Origin of the sequence: Streptococcus penaeicida (assembly GCF_002887775.1) — a bacterium.
Lineage (GTDB): Bacteria > Bacillota > Bacilli > Lactobacillales > Streptococcaceae > Streptococcus > Streptococcus penaeicida.
Window position 1 is genome coordinate 24,783 of sequence record NZ_LOCM01000024.1, and the last position, 18,218, is coordinate 43,000.

Sequence of the window (18,218 nt, forward strand, 5' to 3'; positions counted from 1 at the left end):
TATAGTCTTCTCATTTTAGCACAATAATCACTAAGATTCAACATGTAAGGTTACTTTTCTCTCTTTTGGACAATACTTGGGAACCTGAATTTTCTCAGGATGATTGGTCTTGTTTTTGCTGGTCAGATAATTTTTACTTCCGCACTCGCTACACTTTAAATTGATTTTAACTCTCACACAATATCCTTAACCTTAATATATTTTCGAAAATTAATAAAACACCAAACAAGATTGACCAAAACGATGGCACTTGTGACAAAGAAAACGGACCGATACCCTAAAAGGATAGCCACATTTGATCCAATGAAAGGACCGATGACTTGGCCAATATTCATAAACATTTGATTAAAGGAGAAAATCCGTGAAATGCCTTCTCGTGGTGTTATCCGAGTCAGCAAGGAATTAATACTTGGCATCAAAGCACCAACACCAAAACCATAGGCAAATCTAAGAAGGCCTAATTGTAAGCTAGTGGTTGCTAAAGCAGTAAAGAAATACATGATAAAACTGTAAAAGAGGGCCATCAGCAACATGCGATGATTACCGATTTTATCCCCTAGTTTACCTAAAGTTGAACTACTTAGCAAACTGGAAACACCCATTGCTGAAACAATCAGACCAGAAACAAACATCAGATTTTCAGTCTGACCTAAGTGCCTAATATACAAGGTCAAAATTGGGGCTACCGATTGAGCTGAAATCTGGATAATCATACTGGTTACAAAAAGACTAACCATGATTTTGCGACTCTTAACCCGTTTTAAAACTAAACGTGTAGGAACTACCTGAGCCTTGGTAATAGGTTGAAAATCTTCCTTAACAAAGAAAACGGTCATGACAGTACAAATCATGAGGATGAGACCCACTAAAAGAAAAACCATCCGAATCCCGAAGATTTCTGCTAAAATCCCCCCAATGAGGGGACCAATCAACATCCCCGCTGTCACGCCAGTACCTAGCGTTCCAAGCGCATAACCAGTCTTATCACGGGGAACTTGACTGGCAATCATGGCCGTCGAATTTGGGACATAGCCTGCAAAAACACCATTTAAAAGCCTTAAAATAATCAGCCAATGGACATTGGGAATAAAGGCTAAGCCACCCATAGTAAAGGTCATCATTAAGGCAGCACGAACCATCATCGGTTTTCGACCATAGCGGTCCGCTAAGCGCCCCCATATGGGAGCAAAAACAGCCGAAGCAAGGGCAGAAATAGCTACTGCTAGCCCTGCATACCACTCCACTTGATCCTTCGCAACACCTAAGTTCTCGACAAAAAGGGGCATAAAAGGCATGACAAGCGAAAAGCTTGCCCCAGTAAAAAAGGTACCGAGCCAAGCCACTTTCAAATTTTGTTTCCAATTTACGGTTTCTATTACATTCTCATCAATAAGACTTCACTTCTTTCCAAAAAACTGCTTTTACTATTATAACATATTTTTCACAAAGAATTAAGGGGCTTTCAAATCCGTTATGGAACTGAGCTTTCCAACTAATAGAAAGGAAATTTCAGGAAATAATGATTCAACTACAGTTTCTTGTATACTGACAAATTAAGGCCAATGAACAGTTGTAATGCATTCTGATTACTGACAAAAAGTAAGAAAGATTTATTGTCAAACCTATTATTTACTTAAGTAGTAAAACACATAAACCATTTATAAACTAAAACTTAAGAAGAGAAACAAATAAACTGATTATCACCTATTATTTCAAAGAAAAATTAATAAACCTTCTATCACCTATTATTTACAAATGAAAACATTATATAATTTTTTTATCACTTACTTACGAAGGGAACCTAGTAAGCCTCGAACCAATTCACGACCAATGGTTCTAACTGCGGTGCTAATAAAGGCATCGGTCGCTTTTTCAACAACGGTTTTTCGGGGACGTCCTACCGAACGCCGCGCTGCGCGGTCTGCCTCTGCTTGCTCTTTAGCAGCTTCTTTTGCGGCTTTTTCTCTTTCCTTAGCTAATTCAGCCTCCTTGGCAGCTGCTTCTTCTCCCAAAACTTTGGTTGCCAGTTTTTCGTAGGCTGATTCCCGGTCGATGGTCTGACTGTATTTGCTTTGGAAGGGTGACGCTTGCACTAAGCTTTGCAATTCCCCATCCGTCAAAACATCGAAAGAACTCTTAGGTGGCATGACAAAGGCTCGTTCCACTATACTTGGTTGTCCTTTGTCATTTAAGGCCGAAATGAGGGCCTCGCCGACTTCTAATTCTGTAATTACTGTGGCGACATCCAGTTCTGGATTTTGGCGGAAGGTATCGGCAGCAACGCGGACGGCTTTTTGTTCTTTAGGGGTATAAGCACGGAGGGCATGTTGGACCCGGTTTCCTAATTGAGCAAGGACTGTTTCTGGTAAATCCAATGGATTTTGGGTAACAAAGAATATCCCCACACCTTTTGAACGGATTAAACGAACAATTTGTTCTACTTTTTCAAGGAAAACTTTTGGTGCATCATTGAAAAGTAAATGCGCTTCATCAAAGAAGAAGACCATTTTTGGCTTGTCAATGTCTCCAACTTCTGGCAACAACTCATATAATTCAGATAGCATCCAAAGTAAGAAAGTGGTATATAAGGTTGGCGAGTTAAATAATTTTGTGGCATTTAAAACATTGATAGCACCTTGACCACTAGCTACATCCAACTGAATAAAGTCAGCAAGTTCCAAAGCTGGTTCACCAAAGAAGAGCTCTGCTCCTTCTTGTTCCAAGGTTAATAAACTTCGTTGAATGGCACCAATAGATTGTTTTGCAATATTTCCATATTGACCAGAATAATCACTGGCGTGATCAGAAACTTCTTTTAGGATTGCCTGCAAATCTTTAAGATCAATGAGTAACCATCCACGTTCGTCAGCAATCTTAAAGACAATATTTAATACACCAGTTTGGGTATCATTTAAATCCAGAAGGCGTGACAACATGAGAGGTCCCATTTCAGAAATGGTTGTTCGAACTGGTTGACCTTTTTCTCCAAAAACATCCCAAAGCCGAATAGGGAAGGCTTGGGGACTATAGTCTGTAATCCCTAATTTATCAAGTCTAGCTTGCAATTTGTCATTGACTTGACCTGCTTTTGCTAGGTTAGATAAGTCACCTTTAATATCTGCTAAAAAGACTGGCACGCCTGCCAAGCTCAATTGCTCTGCTAAGACTTTCAAGGTAACCGTTTTACCTGTCCCTGTTGCTCCCGCAATTAAGCCATGACGGTTGAGCATGTTTAATTGAAACTCAATGGGGGTTTTTCCTTTTGCAATGGTAATTGTTGCCATAACGACCTCTTTCTCTCACCGGAAATACCGATGGTTAAACACTTCTATTTTTTTCATTATATCACATTATAGGGAAAATCAATTCTGCTAGCCACTGGCCATTTCGTCCTTGTTTAGCTGAGGAAATAGCTTAAAAAGGCAGTCCAAACTGAGCTGCATAGCCCATCCTACCCCAAAAGCAAAAAGCAAGGTGCCCAGACCTAAGGTCCCTCCCAAAAAGTAGCCTAAAAGGGAGACCGTTCCTTCAATCAAGGTGCGGACAATGGCCACGCGCCAACCAAGGACATAACACAAACCAACTAAGAGACCATCTCGAGGACCCGCCCCCTTATGGGATGTCAGGTAGAGAGCAGAAGCTATCCCTACGATGATGACGCCCGCTATGGTCAAGCAAACACGACTGATAAGGCTTGTCGGAGTTTCAAAATGGCTGACCATCTGACCAATGACAAAAGCAATGACGATAATATTGAGGACCGTCCCTAGACCTGGCTTAATATGAAGAGGAAACCAGAGAAAAAGGATTAGACTGCTGATAATAAAAGTCATCCAGCCCAGGTCAATTTGAGTCGTCTGGGAAAGGCCAGTCGATAAAACAGTCCAAGGTGCAGAACCTAAATTGGCAATAACCAGAAAAGACTCGCCAACTCCATATAGAATTAAGCCTAGAATCAGAACAAGAATGGAAAGTGGCTCAAGAGACCAGTAGGATTTACCTGTCCAAGGAGTCATGGGTATCATTTTTTTCAAGACTTATCCCCCTTATTAAGCTCATTCAAAGCCTGATCAATTTGCTGATAAAGGCAGGTAAATCACCACTATTATCAAAAATCCGGTCAGCAAATAGCTTTTTATCCTCTAAAGGTATCTGACTGGCTAAGCGTACTAGCGCTTCCTCCTCAGAGTAATTGTTACGAGCCATTAAACGGCTGACTTGGATATCTTTTGGCACATAAACTAACCAAATAGCGTCAAACCAGTCTTGATAGCCCAACTCTATTAATAAGGGAATATCCATGAAAAATGTTATCTCAGTCGCACCCAAGCTAGCCTTAGCCTTTTCCAATTCTTGGTGGATAATCTGATTTTGAATCTTGGCAGAGAGGTCCCGATTTTCTGGACTCGAAAAAATCATGGCAGACAACTTAGGTCTATCCAAATTCCCATCCTCAGCCAAAATATCTGGGCCAAAGTTCTTTACCAAAGCTTCATATAGACGACCACCCTTAGCCTGCAAATCATGAACAACCTGGTCCGCATCTATCACTTGATAGCCGGCCTGACGCACTTGTTTCACTAAAGTTGATTTACCCGAGGCAATACCCCCAGTGATTCCAATAATTGTCATAATTTTTGACACTTGGGACAAAAATGCGTCCCTCTCCCTCCAACTTTTATTTTCATAATTTCTGTACCACAACGCGGACAAGGAGCTCCATTTTGGCCATACACTTGCAAATAATCCTGCATAGACCCATTCATCCCAAGGGTATTTTGATAAGTCCGAATGGTCGAACCACCTTTGTCGATGGCAAAATTCAAAATAGCGATAGTCTGGTCGTGAATGCGTTTGATCTCAGCTTTCTTTAATTCTAAAGCCGGACGTAAAGGATGAACTTTTGCCGCCCAAAGAACCTCATCCACATAAATGTTACCCAAACCAACCACTAATTTCTGTTCCAAAAGCAAAGGTTTGATTGGTTTTTTGGATAATCGCAGAGCAGTCTCAAAAGCTTTCAGCTTAAACTCATTTTTGGTCGGCTCAGGACCAAGCTTTCTCTGACTGAAGTACATATCAAGCCCATCCCGAGCGAGCAGTTCCAGGGTGCCGAATTTACGCACATCCTGATAAACCAAAGTTGAGCCATCCGTAAAATGGAAAAAGAAATGAAAATGCTTATTTTGCGGAATCCCGCCCTCAAAAAGCAAGTACTTACCTTCCATGCGCAGGTGAGAAATCATGGACAAATCACTAAAATGAAAAATCAGATACTTGCCACGACGACTAATAGAAAGAATTTCTTGACCTATCAAATCGCCTGCAAAAGTGTCCGGATTAGAAGTAATCATCTTAGGCACATTTACAGATACCGATTTGACCACTTTCCCAATAACTAATTTTTCCAAGCCCCGACGAACTGTCTCAACCTCAGGTAATTCAGGCATGATTCCTCCTTATTTAAGTCATTATTTTTGAATCCAAAATGTTAAAAATGAGTCTCTTGATTACAATCATTTGGGATTAATATCGCCTAATACCGAAATGACATTATACATCTATTATAACACGATAAATGGAGAGCTGAGAAATGAAAAAGGCAAGCCACATATGTGATGACTTGCCTGTTTTTGCGTGGCATAAAAATATGACTAATAACCATAGCGGATATTGGAAATCGCCCGCAATTGTTTCAAATAATCAGATTCTTGTGGTGTCATGGAAATCTTTTCTTCTATAAGAACTGAAGCAAGTTCAACATTCAGCCGACTGAGAATTAAAGGCACCGAAATCCCATTTGATTGCAGTTCATCACGGTATTGACGCAATACTTTAATAAAAGTCTGACTAGGATTATTCCCTTTTAAATGCGAAGCTATCAACAATTCAAGAATTGTCACTGCTTCTTCTTTTCTATCTTTACCACCTGAAAACCATTTTAAATCTGACATAGGTTACTCCTTTTTAAAGATATAAATAATTATTTTTTAACAAAATTAATTTATATTAATTTAATATTAATTATTTTATCACTATTTTTGTTTTTTGCAATATTGATTCATTTTATATTAGGATAAATAGTAAACTCTATTACTCTATACACTATTTTTTTAGATTTTCTAGTTTAACGACTAACAAACAATTAATTTTTTATTTGTTTACCCTTTATCATTTTGTAAATAATGATTAGTAAAGATACAGTCAAAAGAATTCTTATACCATTTAACAGAATAATATTTTGATAAAAACTGTTTAGTAAAAATCCATTTTCCGAAGATAGATTCATTAAATTTTCCTCAAAATGACTAGTTGAAATATTGAAAATTGTAAGAAATTCGTTGACGATTCCTTTGGGAAATATTTGCATAATAAAGCCGGGTGCAAAGTAATATAAAACAACAATTCCAAAAGTTGTTAACGTATTTTTTGTTATACTAGATATAAATAGACAAATACTAAGAAGAAAAATCAAACCCACAAATTGTGTCAAACAGAGTTGAATACAAACTTCTAAAAGATTCATTTTTATCGGAAATGCCATAATATTTAAAAATGAATTTATCCAATATAGATTACACTGAACACTTGTGTCCCATCCCGAAAAACCAAAAGATTTTCCAAAAATAAATAAAACTATACCTAAAGTAACTGAAAACAGTGATATTCCAACCAAATAAACAGACACCATTTTTGATATCGTTAATTTATTTCTACCATATTGAGTAGTTAGCAGTATATCATCAATTCCCTTCATACTATCCCCAGAAAATACGGGAGAAGTAATAAATAATGTTGACATTACAATGATTAAAAAAAGTGAATTTAAGGCTAAAAATAGTGTATTCCATGAAACAAAGTTCCCCAACTTCAATTTTTCAACAGCCAATTTAGCGCCTAATTTATCAAAATTTCTTATTTTTACATTTTTAAACTTTTGAATATTTTTACTACCGTGTATTTTCACAAGCTTATCAGTTGGATTTTCCACAAACTGATAGATAACCATATGAGAAAAAACATCGAATATTCCTTTTTTATCTAAATCAGGAGCTTTTTGAGTATAGTCCTCAAAAATATCCTGAATTTGTTTTTTTCTCAAGTAACCAGAATGTTGATTTGCAATCTTTGTATTTACCCTAATAGCTTCTATGCCATGAATTGGGTTACTTTTAGAACCTGCCATCTGACCAGAAAAAAATGTCATGTTGAGGATCCCAAACATGACAACAAATGCTAAAAGAATTGTACTAATTGCTATTTTATTCCTAATTAACTTTCTAAGTTCAAAAGATATTAAACTAAACATTCTACTTCCCTTCCCTAAAATAGTAAAGATAAAGATCCTCTAAATTTGGTACACATAACTTACTTTCAAAACAAGGCTCATTTTCGCTAAAGATACGAACAAGTGTTTTGTCATCAACTGTTCTCTCACTAATCACTTGCTTTGAGTCAATAATATCTGAAAAATGATCGGAAGTTACTGTAATCTCCCAAACCTTACCTTCTAAAATTGAAAGCAAGCTATCTTTCTCACCATGATGTACTATTTTACCAGACTTAAGAACAATGATTTCTTTTGCAATTGATTCAACATCAGAAACAATATGAGTTGATAATATGATAATTCTTTCTCTTCCCAATTGAGAAATTAAATGTTTAAATTTAATTCTCTCCTTTGGATCTAAACCAACTGTCGGTTCATCAAAAATCAATATCTTCGGATTGTTAATTAATGCTTGAGCAATACCCAATCTCTGTTTCATACCACCAGAATACGATGAAATTCTTTTATTTCTTACTTCGTAAAGGCCAACTTCATGTAATAATTTCTGAGATTCTATTTTACAATTTTCTTTTTTTACTCCCTTTAATCTTGAAATGTATTCCATAAACTCCAAACCTGTAAAGCCTGGGTAATAAGAGAAATGTTGTGACAAGTAACCTATTTCTTTATAATATTTAACTGGCAGTTTTCCGTTAAAGGTTATTTTTCCACTATCTGGTTTTGAAAGATGACAAATTATCTTCATTAATGTTGTCTTTCCAGCTCCATTTGCTCCCAATAATCCATAGATTCCATTTGTAAAGGTGAATGACAGCATATTTATCACTCTTTTTGATCCATACTGTTTACTTAATCCATTTATTATTAATTCATTCATCGTAATTCCTTTCAAAAATTTCAGAGCCAGCTTAAAAGCTGACTCCGAAAAATATTATTCTAGTCATGCATTACAGAACACGTAACTCCTTTATGAATTTTTTCATAAGCTCGTGCATTATTTTTAGCAGTATTGCTGAATGCATGCCAATTGCTGGTAAATCCGTCACTGCAATGCCAACGATATCCTGCTCCACCCTTGATTTCAGTAAGATTTTCATCAGAAATTTGAGTGAATTGATCAAGTAAATGTAAATTCATATAAAATACCTCCTTTATTTATTAATGTGTGTCGCGATCACAATTCTAATATACCATTTAAATTGACGTGATATTTTTAGTTTCCTGAAAAGTTAGTTTTCTGCCTGAACAGAAAAGTGAAAAAAATCTTAAATATTACTTACATCATTTTAGGCACAAATAGCACTTTTTAAGCTTGTTAAATTTCTATTTTATTATTTTTGTCAAAATAGAATTATGATTAATAAAATTTCAAAAAAATATCGTCAATCGTATACTTTTCAGATTGAAAATAAAGATTGTGGTGTTGCAGCTCTATCCTCCATTATTAAATACTATGGTTCCTTTTATTCATTAGCAACTTTAAGAGAGTTAGCTCAAACTTCAAAAGATGGAACTAGCGCTTTAGGCATAATAAAAGCAGCTGAAAAAATTGGATTCGATACATACGTAATTAAAGCTAATCAAAGTCTTTTTAAAATCAAGGATTTAGAAACACCATTTATTGCTCATGTAATCAAGGATCGTAAACAATTACATTATTATGTTGTCTATGAAATTCAACATAACTACTTAGTTATTGGTGATCCTGACCCAAATAAAAAAATATTTAAAATGGAACTTACAACATTTTTAAACGAATGGACTGGTGTAACAATATTTTTAAAACCAAATGGAAAATACAATGTTTTCAAAGAAAGAAATGCTGGTCTCTTCTCTTACTTTCCAATAATCATAAAACAAAAGATTCTAATTCTTAAAATAATATTTTCTAGTTTGATGATCTCCTTTATAAGCATCATCGGTTCTTTCTTTATACAGCAATTAATCGATTATTATATTCCAAATAAGTTACTCAATCAATTAGAAATAATCACTCTTAGTCTTATTACTTCTTACATTATTCAACAATTCTTCTTTTTTTTCAGAGACTATTATTTAGCCCAACTAAATCAGAGACTAAGTTTTGATATAGCATTTTCTTATCTAAGGCACATATTAAATCTTCCGCTAAATTTTTTTGACACAAGACAAACAGGTGAAATTACTTCTCGTTTTACAGATGGTAATATTATTATAGAAGCACTAGCTTCAACAATATTATCTTTGTTTCTAGACATTTCTACAATTTTTATTGTCGGAACATTCTTGTTTTTTCAAAATAAACAACTTTTTGCTGTTACACTCTTATCAATGCCCATTTATTGTATAATAATTAGTTGTTTTATTAAGACTATTGACAAACTAAATAAACGAGTATTTGAAGCAAACGCTTCTTTAAATTCTGCAATTATTGACGACATTAATGGAATAGAAACAATAAAATCATTAACTGCTGAAAGTAAATGCCTTAAACAAATTAAAACACAACTTCAATTATATTTATTAGAAATTCTCAAGTTAAATAAAACATCAACAATCCAAAGTTCTTTAAAACAAACAACGCATTTAGTATTAAACGTAGTTATTCTATGGTTTGGTTCAAAACTCATTATTAATGATCTAATGTCCATTGGACTACTAGTCGCTTATACAAGTTTATTAGTTTTTTTTACATCTCCTTTAGAAAATATTATTAATTTACAGTCAAAAATTCAATCAGCAAAAGTTGCCTCTTGTAGAATGAAGGAAGTATTTAATGTAAAAGCAGAGAATAACAAGCATGACGAATCTCGCCATCAGCTTGGCTCAATACAAACAATTTCATGTCAAAATCTAACACTTAATATTGACAATTCTAAAGCCATATTAAAAGATATCAATATAACAATTACAGCAAATGAAAAAATATGTTTTGTTGGTCCAAGTGGTTCAGGTAAAACAAGCTTAGCAAAATTATTCGTTAGGTTTTATAAACCAACATTCGGAACAATTTCAATTGATAACTGCCCTATTTCAAAAATCAACTTAGTTAAGCTTCGCCAAAATATTCACTATCTCCCGCAGCAAGTATATTTGTTTAAAGGTACTATATTAGAAAACTTAACTTTCGGAGCCGAACAGATAATCAATTTTGAAAAAATTAAAAACATCTGTAAAATGATTTGTATTTATGATGAAATACAGAGTTTACCTCTTGGATTTAATACAGAAATATCTGATTTTTCAGGACTTTCTGGCGGACAGAAACAAAGAATAGCCCTTGTACGTGCTTTATTGACTGAATCACCTATATTAATCCTAGATGAAGCTACTAGTGGATTAGATCAACTAACAGAAAAAAGAATAATAGATTACTTATTAACATTAAAAAATAGAACTATCATTTTTATTGCTCATCGAATCAGCATTGCAAGAAAAGTTGATCGGATAATAGTATTTAATCAAGGAAAAGTTATTGAAGAGGGTACCCATTCGGAACTATGGAATAATGAGCAAAGTTCATATCACAAATTATTTCATGATGAATTATAGTCTTACAAAAATACCCTAATTCATTCTTTGAGAAGCAGTTTTATTCTCAATAAATGAATTAGGGAAGTTTTATTCATTAGTTGTATTTCATAAACTTTACCAGTTTATGAATTTTTGATTTTGAAATGTAACAGACTAATCCCGTTCTAAAATATAAAATTCGGTCTTTTAAATCAATTTTTATAATGTTTTCTGGATTAACTAGAAATGAGCGGTGACATTTTAGGAGACGTTGATTTTGCTTAATAACCTGTGTTAAAGTACCTTTAAATTCTAATTTATCATAAATGGTATGAAGAATAAGCCAATGAGATTTTGGCGAAGTTTCAATAAAAAGAATAGTTGAATATGGTACTTGTATTCTCATTTTGGAACCGAAAAATATAAAGTCATCATTACTTCCATTAAATGAAACAATTCGATTTATTTGTTTTAAAGCCAACTCTATTCGTATCAAAAAATCAGTTTTACTCATTTTTTTTGAAATATAATCAAGAACCGAAAGTTGATTTTGAAATAATAATGAGAAACAATTTGTTTGGAACGTAACAAAAATAATATGTGCATATGGGTCCATTAATCTGATAGATTTTGCCACTTCAATTCCTTTATATTGTTCCCCTTCTATAGACATCTCTAGAAAAAAAAGTTGGTGCCCTCCTCTTTGAGTAACCGTTCTTAATAACTTATTAGAGTTGGAAAAAGTCTCAATATCTAGTAAATGCCAATTATTTTGCTCACAGATTTGTTGGACGATATTTACTAACTTCCATTGTTGATAAATATCTTCATCTAGAATGTAAATTTTCATCTTAACCTTTCTAATATCATGTTCATCTATAAAACGATTTCATCCAATAACTGAAATACTATACTTTATATCCTTATATTTATTTTTTTCTTTCTGCTTTATAGCTTCTCCATAACAAAATATTACATTGCTAATAAGTACAATAATAGTGTTAATATTTTTCCGAAACAATTTTCCCTTCTTTCACATGATAGATTGTGTCACATAAATCGTCTATATCACTTACATAATGAGAAGTCATGATGACAAACCCTTTTTCTTTATGCTTTCTTATGAGTTCTTTAGTGATATCAACACTTTTAGTATCAAGTGCATTCATAGGTTCATCCAAAATCAGAATTTCTGGATTATCCATAAAAGCTTGAATAAGAAGCATTTTCTTTCGAGTTCCAAGGGACAAATGCTTATAAAGTGTATTCTTATAGTTTTTAATTTGATAGAGATTTATCCAATAATCTAAATCAATACACTGACTGTTTGGACATATTTTTTTAATCAAGTTTAAGTTCTCTTCTAGGGTCAGATGGCTGATAAAATCTTGATTCCCAAGAACTAAGCCTGCATGTAATAATGTTGAATCATTTTGTCCAATCTTTATTCCATCTTGAATGACAGTTCCATGATCTAGTCTTATTAACCCTGAAAGAGCTCTTAATAGCATAGTTTTTCCTGAACCATTTATACCTACTAATCCATAGACATGATAATTCGAAAATACTAAATTAATATTATTTAATATTGTCATTTGGCCTTTTCGTAAAATACCGCCTTTAATTTCTAGCAAATTGATACCTCCAATAAACATTCAATAATAGGTGAAGAAAAATGACAAATAATAAAATAGCAATCTGCTTAACTAGGATAAACCGAAGCAATATTTCTAAACAAATTGCTATTAATACGAGAACATTGTTTGAAATATAATATGTAATTAAAAAATAGCAAATACTATCTACGAAATACCATGTCAGTAATAAGAAAGTTAAGTTTAGGATCTGTTCTATATCCTGAAATAATACCAACGTAATACTATAAATACAAATAACTTGAAGGATGAATTCCTTTAAATACAAACTTGTTAGAAGTCTATAAATAGAAATCTGAAACCTTTGATGATTATTACAATGAGCTCGAATCATTGTCTTTATACCAATAGATAATTCAGCCATAAATGCATATGTTGTTAAAAAACTTGTAACAGATAATCCTAAAATCATAACTAGTTTAAGAAAACTAAGCTCTTGACCATTTAGCGAAATAAATGGATTAATTAATTGAGAGGCGACTAAACTAGCAATATCTGAATGTGAAAACTCGTTATAGTGAGTCAATAAAAGATAAGACATCGATAATGTCGTGATAAATTTAGTGATGTAATAGGGGAGTTTATATAATTTCATATGAATTTTTATATTTTATGATTAAAAAGATGATAGTACATGGTAAATAGGAAGAAAAAACTTGCCACAAAGTAATATCCCCATAAGATGTCATCATAATATGAGTCATTGGAACTAAGTAAAAGGGAAGAAAGCTATATAAAATTGGTGCAGTTCCCCACATAAATAGAAGATAAACTAGTGCTGATTTTGTAAAATTATTAAAATAATCAATTATATTAAATATTAAGAATGACTCTACTAAAAGTGCACAAGACTTCACAAAAAAATAATAAATCAGATATCTAATGGTATTGCTACCAAAAAAAGAAAGAATAGAATTGTTATTAAAATAATATTCAATTCCACTTAAATCAAATCTGCCAATTTCTTTTGAAACAGTAATGATAAAGGCTAAAATAATTGTAAAAATAAATACACTTAGTAAGGCTAACATAATCTTTAGTTTTTTTACTGAGAGAGAATAGTATAGTGTCCTTCCCAAATAATAACGACAATACCTATTTTTTAGGTAATAATAAGCATTTCCAATAAAAATAATTAACAAGGGAAACAAAAAAGCTTGGTAAAAATTATACTCAAAAAGGGTATTATTTAAAGATAAAAGACCATAAAATATTTTTAGCTTTACCGATACTCCTTGAATTTTGGTAATATCTGCAGCACTGTCATCAAAAGTCAAGATATGAATGAAAGCTTGATTATAGATTAATAAAATAAATAGTAAACAGATCAAGAGATATGTTTTTTTTATATGGCAATAATTTTAGCGTAATCATTTTTTCTCCTTTAGAATATCGGGAATAACAAATATTTTATTTTATTAAATCAATTTATTTTGAATCTGGAGACCAACTTCCATCTATAAAGAAACCTTTATCCCAGAAGTTTTCTCTAGCTAAGTTCAAATTATAAATATAATTACTTTTCGCAAAGTTCGTGTAAACACCCCTCTGACCAGTCCAGGTCATATCGATATCACTTCTTTTAACACCTTGAGAATTTGCCAAGTAATGTTTAACTCGAATCTGCGGGTTCTTTGAATCTAAGTTGACAACATAATAACTATCGTTCATCTTTTGCAAATATCCTGTTCCAGTAAATGATGGAGTGATTCGAAAATTTGATAATTGACCAATTTGTCTTGCACCAGCAAAGACACTATTTGTTGTAGCAAAAATGCTTGCTAACAATAAAAAGAGACTTATCTTACGTTTAATCATAAACACCTCATTTCTGTTCTTTTGTTATTCCCTTAACTATCAATTCGAAAAAAATTTAATAAAATGAGTTTTTTATCATTTAATGAGTAAAAACTATTTTATCATGAATCGATTTTTTTGACTATAAGACAAAAAATTCAACAAAAAAAACACAAGCTTTCAGCTGTGCTTCTCTTTATTCTTACCACCCTAATTTAAAAGTGTTGTAAAAGTATTCCTTTAACATCAGCCTGTGTTTGTCTGACATATTAATTAGAGAATCAATGTCCTCTTTTGAAAAGAATTTTAATTTTAGAGTCTCTTCGTTACTAAAATCGGTAATTTCTATACTCGACTTTGCTTTGACTTCATACAAAAAGACTATTGTTTGGACTTGATCGCCATTGGGGTAAACTTCACTAAAATTACTGTAGACATTGAGAAAACGGCTTGCCTCAACTGGAATGCCAGTCTCTTCAAAAAATTCTCTTTGACAAGTATCAACAGTGCTCTCACCTAATTCCATGGCCCCGCCTGGTATTGCCCATGTTTTTTTATCTCCCCTTAATTGGAGTAATATCTGTCCTAGTTCATTTTCTAAAATACCACCTGCAAAGGTCATGATGACTTTATCATGACCAACTTTTGACCGCAGATAAGAGATATAATCTTTTTCCATCTTTGCTCCTTATATAAAAATACCTTTAAGCCGACTAGACTTAAAGGTAACTTCATTTTTCAAATTCTAACCAAGAGACTTTTAATGCGACATCTAATTGTTGCATTAATAGTCCACTGGATATTCTTCTCACTTTCCAATTTCTTGGTTCGAACCTAAAAAAGTCCACTGGACTTTCTTCTCACTTTCCAGTTTCTTGGTTCGAACCTAAAAAAGTCCACTGGACTTTCTTCTCACTTTCCAGTTTCTTGGTTCGAACCTAAAAAAGTCCACTGGACTTTTTTAGTATTCTTTTTGATTATAACCAAAGTCGGCTAGGTCTAGTTTTTTGTCGCGCCAGTTCTTTTTGACTTTGACCCATGTTTCTAGGTAGACTTTGTCACCTAACATGAGTTCGATGTCACGGCGGGCCATTTTGCCGATTTTCTTGAGCATGGCTCCTTGTTTACCGATGATGATCCCTTTTTGGCTGTCACGTTCAACCATGATGGTTGCACGAATATGAACTTTATCGGTGTCCTCATCACGTTTCATGGATTCTATCACTACTGCGACTGAATGGGGGATTTCCTGTTGTGTTAAGTGTAACACTTTTTCTCGGATCATTTCTGAGACCAAGAAGCGTTCAGGGTGGTCTGTTATCTGGTCAGCTGGGAAATATTGGAAACCCTCTTCTAGGTTGTCTGTTAATAACGACATAAGAGTTGGTATATTGTTGCCCTCTAAAGCTGAGATTGGAACAATTTCCTTGAAGTCCATTTGACTTCTAAAGTCATCAATTTGTTCTAAGAGTTGATCTGGATGGACTTTGTCGATTTTATTAATAACAAGAATAACGGGAATCTTAGCATTTTTAAGACGTTCCATGATCATTTCATCGCCTTTTCCACGCTTTTCGTCTGCTGGAACCATGAAGAGGACGGTATCAACCTCCCTTAAGGTACTGTATGCAGACTCGACCATGAAGTCGCCAAGTGCTGTTTTGGGTTTGTGAATCCCCGGTGTATCAATGAAGACGATCTGCTCTTCTTCTGTAGTGTAGATACCCATGATTTTGTTACGGGTTGTTTGTGCCTTATCACTCATGATGGCAATTTTTTGCCCCATAACATGGTTCAAAAAGGTTGATTTTCCGACATTTGGTCGGCCAAGAATGGCTACAAAGCCTGATTTAAATGACATAGTTTCTCCGGTTTCTAATGTTTAAAAGATTAGCGCCCATATTTTTGGTGCAAAAATGATTATTCCTGTGATGACAGCATATAAAGACATGACTAAAACAGCCCCTGCTGCCATATCTTTTGCTTTTTTTGCTAACATGGAAAAGTGATAATCACTAGCCAAATCAACAACATTTTCAACAGCTGAATTGACAATTTCCAAGGCGATAACTAAAAAGATGGCTAAAAAGAGGAATAACCATTCAATGGCTGAAATTCTTAGTAAGATTCCTGCTAGAACTGCCACCAAGGCTGATAAAAGATGACTTTTGAGGTTGCGCTCCTCTTGCACCGCAGTCACAATTCCAGTCAATGCAAATTCTAAGCTTGAGGTGACCGTTCTATTTTTCCATTTACGTTGGGATTTATTGTCTTGTAAGGCCATAAGCAGTCAAAATCTCTTCCTGTAGTGTGAACATTTCTTTTTCTTCTTCTGGCGTGTAATGGTCGTAACCATTAATGTGTAAAAATCCGTGAACAGCTAGAAAGCCCATTTCTCTTTCAAAAGAATGACCATATTCTGCAGCTTGTTCTCTAGCTTTATCGATTGAGATGAAAAGTTCTCCAATATAGCGTCAAATTCTGCCAGCATCTCTGCAAGTTCAGGATTTTCTGCCAATTCACTTTTCTCAAATAGAATTGGTTTTTCAGGTTTATATTCCAAAGAAATAACATCCGTTGGACGATCAGTATTCCGATATTCCAAGTTTAATTCATGACTACGTTCATTGGTCACGAAAGTCACAGACATTTCTTTTTCTTCTTTACCGGTTTTTTTTGCAGCAAAGTCGAGCAAATCTTTTGTTTGCTCCATAATCTCTTGCGAAACCAATCCAGTTTCGTCAATCATCTCGATATACATAAAATCTTCTTTCAATTGCTTTTGTCAGTCCATTATACCATAAGACGAGTTAAAAAGGGAGTTTTGCTTAGTTGCCAAAGGTTACTGGGTTACTGGTTCAAATTGACAACTATGCAACACTTCTATTTCAACAACTGTGCCACGCGCTTTTGTAGTTGAGGAACCACTTGATCTTCAAACCAGGGATTCTTCTTCTGCCAGATTTGATTGCGTGGTGAAGGATGAACCAAAGGAAAATAGTCAGGCAGATAATCCTCAAAGTGCTTGACCGTTTCGGTTAAGTTTTTCTTCTTGGATTTACCCAAATAATAATTTTGAGCATACTGACCAACTAAAATCATTAGCTCCAGTTCTGGCAGAGTTTCTAAAATAGGCTGATGCCATTTGTCCGCAAATCCCTTACGTGGAGGTAAATCTCCTGACCTGCCTTTACCAGGATAGTAAAAATCCATAGGCAATATGGCAAACTGATCCGAATGGTAAAAGGTATCGTTGTCAACACCTAGCCACTCCCTTAATTTAAGACCACTCCGGTCATTCCAAAAAATCTTAGTTTCCTGAGCAATGATACCAGGAGCCTGACCAATAATTGCAATCTTTGCGGCTTTAGGTGCTGAATAAAGGGGTTCGATGCCCTGCTCAGTGTATTGCTTATTCTCCCTATCATCCATAATAGCTTTGAAAATCTTATCCATTGGGCATTCCTTTCTGTTTATTGAGATTAATGTCCTAGTTTAAATTCGCCTGAAAAAAATTCTTCTATGATGACTTGATGTTGCCTAGTTGCTAGTTCAAGCATTTTTATATCATCTTTCGAAAAGAAAGCTAATTCTAAGGTTTCATCATTTTTTATGCCATGAATATCAAAAGGGGAGGTTGATTTTACTTCATAAATAATTCCTACAGTCTGTGCCTTATCTCCATTTGGAAAAATTGTTTCGAAATTTGTATAAACATTGAGTAACTTAATAGGCGCAACAGTAATCCCAGTTTCTTCATAAAATTCACGGATAAGGGTATCAACAGAGGATTCTCCCAGTTCCATACAACCACCAGGTAACCCCCACTTATTCATATCTGCACGCTTTTGCAATAAAACTTGACCCTCATTATCTGTCAAAACTCCTGCAGCAAAAGGTGATAGAATAGAGTCTTGACCTACTTTTGATCTAATATATGAAACATAATCCGACATAGCATTCCTTTCACAAAAAGCCCTTCC

22 protein-coding genes are annotated in these 18,218 nt (G+C 34.1%); 1 reads left to right on the forward strand and 21 read right to left on the reverse strand.

The genetic code is table 11. The features are described from left to right. Nucleotides 1-30: 30 nt before the first annotated feature. From rpmG to AT575_RS06210, 10 genes are all read right to left on the reverse strand, one after another. Complete coding sequence (gene rpmG, locus AT575_RS06165; protein WP_071793512.1) at nt 31-177, reverse strand: 50S ribosomal protein L33; 147 nt, start codon at nt 175-177, stop codon at nt 31-33. Continuing rightward, entirely contained in the window at nt 174-1,376 is a 1,203-nt protein-coding gene (locus AT575_RS06170) for a multidrug efflux MFS transporter (RefSeq protein WP_483883549.1), read from the reverse strand. The genes rpmG and AT575_RS06170 overlap by 4 nt, the downstream gene beginning before the upstream one ends. 408 nt (nt 1,377-1,784) lie before the next feature. Beyond that, complete coding sequence (locus tag AT575_RS06175) at nt 1,785-3,284, reverse strand: helicase HerA-like domain-containing protein (RefSeq protein ID WP_102777606.1); 1,500 nt, start codon at nt 3,282-3,284, stop codon at nt 1,785-1,787. Nucleotides 3,285-3,371: 87 nt separating this feature from the next. Beyond that, nucleotides 3,372-4,025: a membrane protein YczE gene (yczE, locus tag AT575_RS06180; protein ID WP_165778656.1), complete on the reverse strand. Its 654-nt coding sequence runs from the start codon at nt 4,023-4,025 to the stop codon at nt 3,372-3,374. A 34-nt stretch (nt 4,026-4,059) separates the two neighbouring features. Further along, a complete protein-coding gene (coaE, locus tag AT575_RS06185) occupies nt 4,060-4,632 on the reverse strand; it encodes a dephospho-CoA kinase (RefSeq protein ID WP_102777608.1) in 573 nt (190 codons plus the stop codon). Beyond that, nucleotides 4,629-5,450, reverse strand: coding sequence for a DNA-formamidopyrimidine glycosylase (mutM, locus tag AT575_RS06190; RefSeq protein WP_102777609.1), 822 nt, complete (start codon nt 5,448-5,450; stop codon nt 4,629-4,631). Before mutM ends, coaE begins: the two co-directional genes overlap by 4 nt. A gap of 204 nt (nt 5,451-5,654) precedes the next feature. Then, nucleotides 5,655-5,954, reverse strand: a complete 300-nt coding sequence (locus AT575_RS06195) for a bacteriocin immunity protein (RefSeq protein WP_102777610.1) — start codon at nt 5,952-5,954, stop codon at nt 5,655-5,657. A 191-nt stretch (nt 5,955-6,145) separates the two neighbouring features. Continuing rightward, a complete protein-coding gene (locus AT575_RS06200; protein WP_102777611.1) occupies nt 6,146-7,309 on the reverse strand; it encodes an ABC transporter permease subunit in 1,164 nt (387 codons plus the stop codon). Between the two features lies 1 nt (nt 7,310). Continuing rightward, nucleotides 7,311-8,168, reverse strand: coding sequence for an ABC transporter ATP-binding protein (locus AT575_RS06205; protein WP_102777612.1), 858 nt, complete (start codon nt 8,166-8,168; stop codon nt 7,311-7,313). Nucleotides 8,169-8,227: 59 nt separating this feature from the next. Further along, a complete protein-coding gene (locus AT575_RS06210; RefSeq protein WP_102777613.1) occupies nt 8,228-8,428 on the reverse strand; it encodes a hypothetical protein in 201 nt (66 codons plus the stop codon). A gap of 216 nt (nt 8,429-8,644) precedes the next feature. Here AT575_RS06210 and AT575_RS06215 point away from each other — a divergent pair, with 216 nt between their 5' ends. Further along, a complete protein-coding gene (locus AT575_RS06215) occupies nt 8,645-10,822 on the forward strand; it encodes a peptide cleavage/export ABC transporter (protein ID WP_102777614.1) in 2,178 nt (725 codons plus the stop codon). Nucleotides 10,823-10,898: 76 nt separating this feature from the next. Here AT575_RS06215 and AT575_RS06220 read toward each other — a convergent pair whose 3' ends face one another. From AT575_RS06220 to AT575_RS06270, 11 genes are all read right to left on the reverse strand, one after another. Continuing rightward, entirely contained in the window at nt 10,899-11,633 is a 735-nt protein-coding gene (locus tag AT575_RS06220; protein ID WP_102777615.1) for a LytR/AlgR family response regulator transcription factor, read from the reverse strand. 151 nt (nt 11,634-11,784) lie between these two features. Continuing rightward, the gene (locus tag AT575_RS06225) at nt 11,785-12,417 is read right to left on the reverse strand and encodes an ATP-binding cassette domain-containing protein (RefSeq protein WP_174683093.1); all 633 of its coding nucleotides are present in this window, start codon (nt 12,415-12,417) and stop codon (nt 11,785-11,787) included. A 602-nt stretch (nt 12,418-13,019) separates the two neighbouring features. Further along, nucleotides 13,020-13,715, reverse strand: a complete 696-nt coding sequence (locus tag AT575_RS06235; protein ID WP_245871497.1) for a hypothetical protein — start codon at nt 13,713-13,715, stop codon at nt 13,020-13,022. Nucleotides 13,716-13,866: 151 nt separating this feature from the next. Next, nucleotides 13,867-14,256 (reverse strand): hypothetical protein, encoded by a 390-nt coding sequence (locus AT575_RS06240; protein WP_102777618.1) that lies wholly within the window; start codon nt 14,254-14,256, stop codon nt 13,867-13,869. 181 nt (nt 14,257-14,437) lie between these two features. Next, entirely contained in the window at nt 14,438-14,914 is a 477-nt protein-coding gene (locus AT575_RS06245) for an NUDIX hydrolase (protein ID WP_102777619.1), read from the reverse strand. Nucleotides 14,915-15,196: 282 nt separating this feature from the next. Continuing rightward, nucleotides 15,197-16,096 carry a GTPase Era gene (era, locus tag AT575_RS06250; RefSeq protein ID WP_102777620.1) on the reverse strand — a complete coding sequence of 300 codons (900 nt, stop codon included), beginning with the start codon at nt 16,094-16,096 and terminating at the stop codon, nt 15,197-15,199. 21 nt (nt 16,097-16,117) lie between these two features. Beyond that, a complete protein-coding gene (locus tag AT575_RS06255) occupies nt 16,118-16,519 on the reverse strand; it encodes a diacylglycerol kinase family protein (RefSeq protein WP_102777621.1) in 402 nt (133 codons plus the stop codon). Continuing rightward, entirely contained in the window at nt 16,500-16,628 is a 129-nt protein-coding gene (ybeY, locus tag AT575_RS11080) for an rRNA maturation RNase YbeY (RefSeq protein ID WP_425444825.1), read from the reverse strand. The genes AT575_RS06255 and ybeY (AT575_RS11080) overlap by 20 nt, the downstream gene beginning before the upstream one ends. Continuing rightward, entirely contained in the window at nt 16,616-16,996 is a 381-nt protein-coding gene (gene ybeY / locus AT575_RS06260) for an rRNA maturation RNase YbeY (RefSeq protein ID WP_245871498.1), read from the reverse strand. The genes ybeY (AT575_RS11080) and ybeY (AT575_RS06260) overlap by 13 nt, the downstream gene beginning before the upstream one ends. A 122-nt stretch (nt 16,997-17,118) precedes the next feature. Then, complete coding sequence (locus AT575_RS06265; protein ID WP_102777622.1) at nt 17,119-17,691, reverse strand: uracil-DNA glycosylase family protein; 573 nt, start codon at nt 17,689-17,691, stop codon at nt 17,119-17,121. Nucleotides 17,692-17,717: 26 nt separating this feature from the next. Further along, on the reverse strand, nt 17,718-18,191 hold the full coding sequence (locus AT575_RS06270; protein WP_102777623.1) for an NUDIX hydrolase: 474 nt from the start codon (nt 18,189-18,191) through the stop codon (nt 17,718-17,720). Nucleotides 18,192-18,218: the final 27 nt, after the last annotated feature.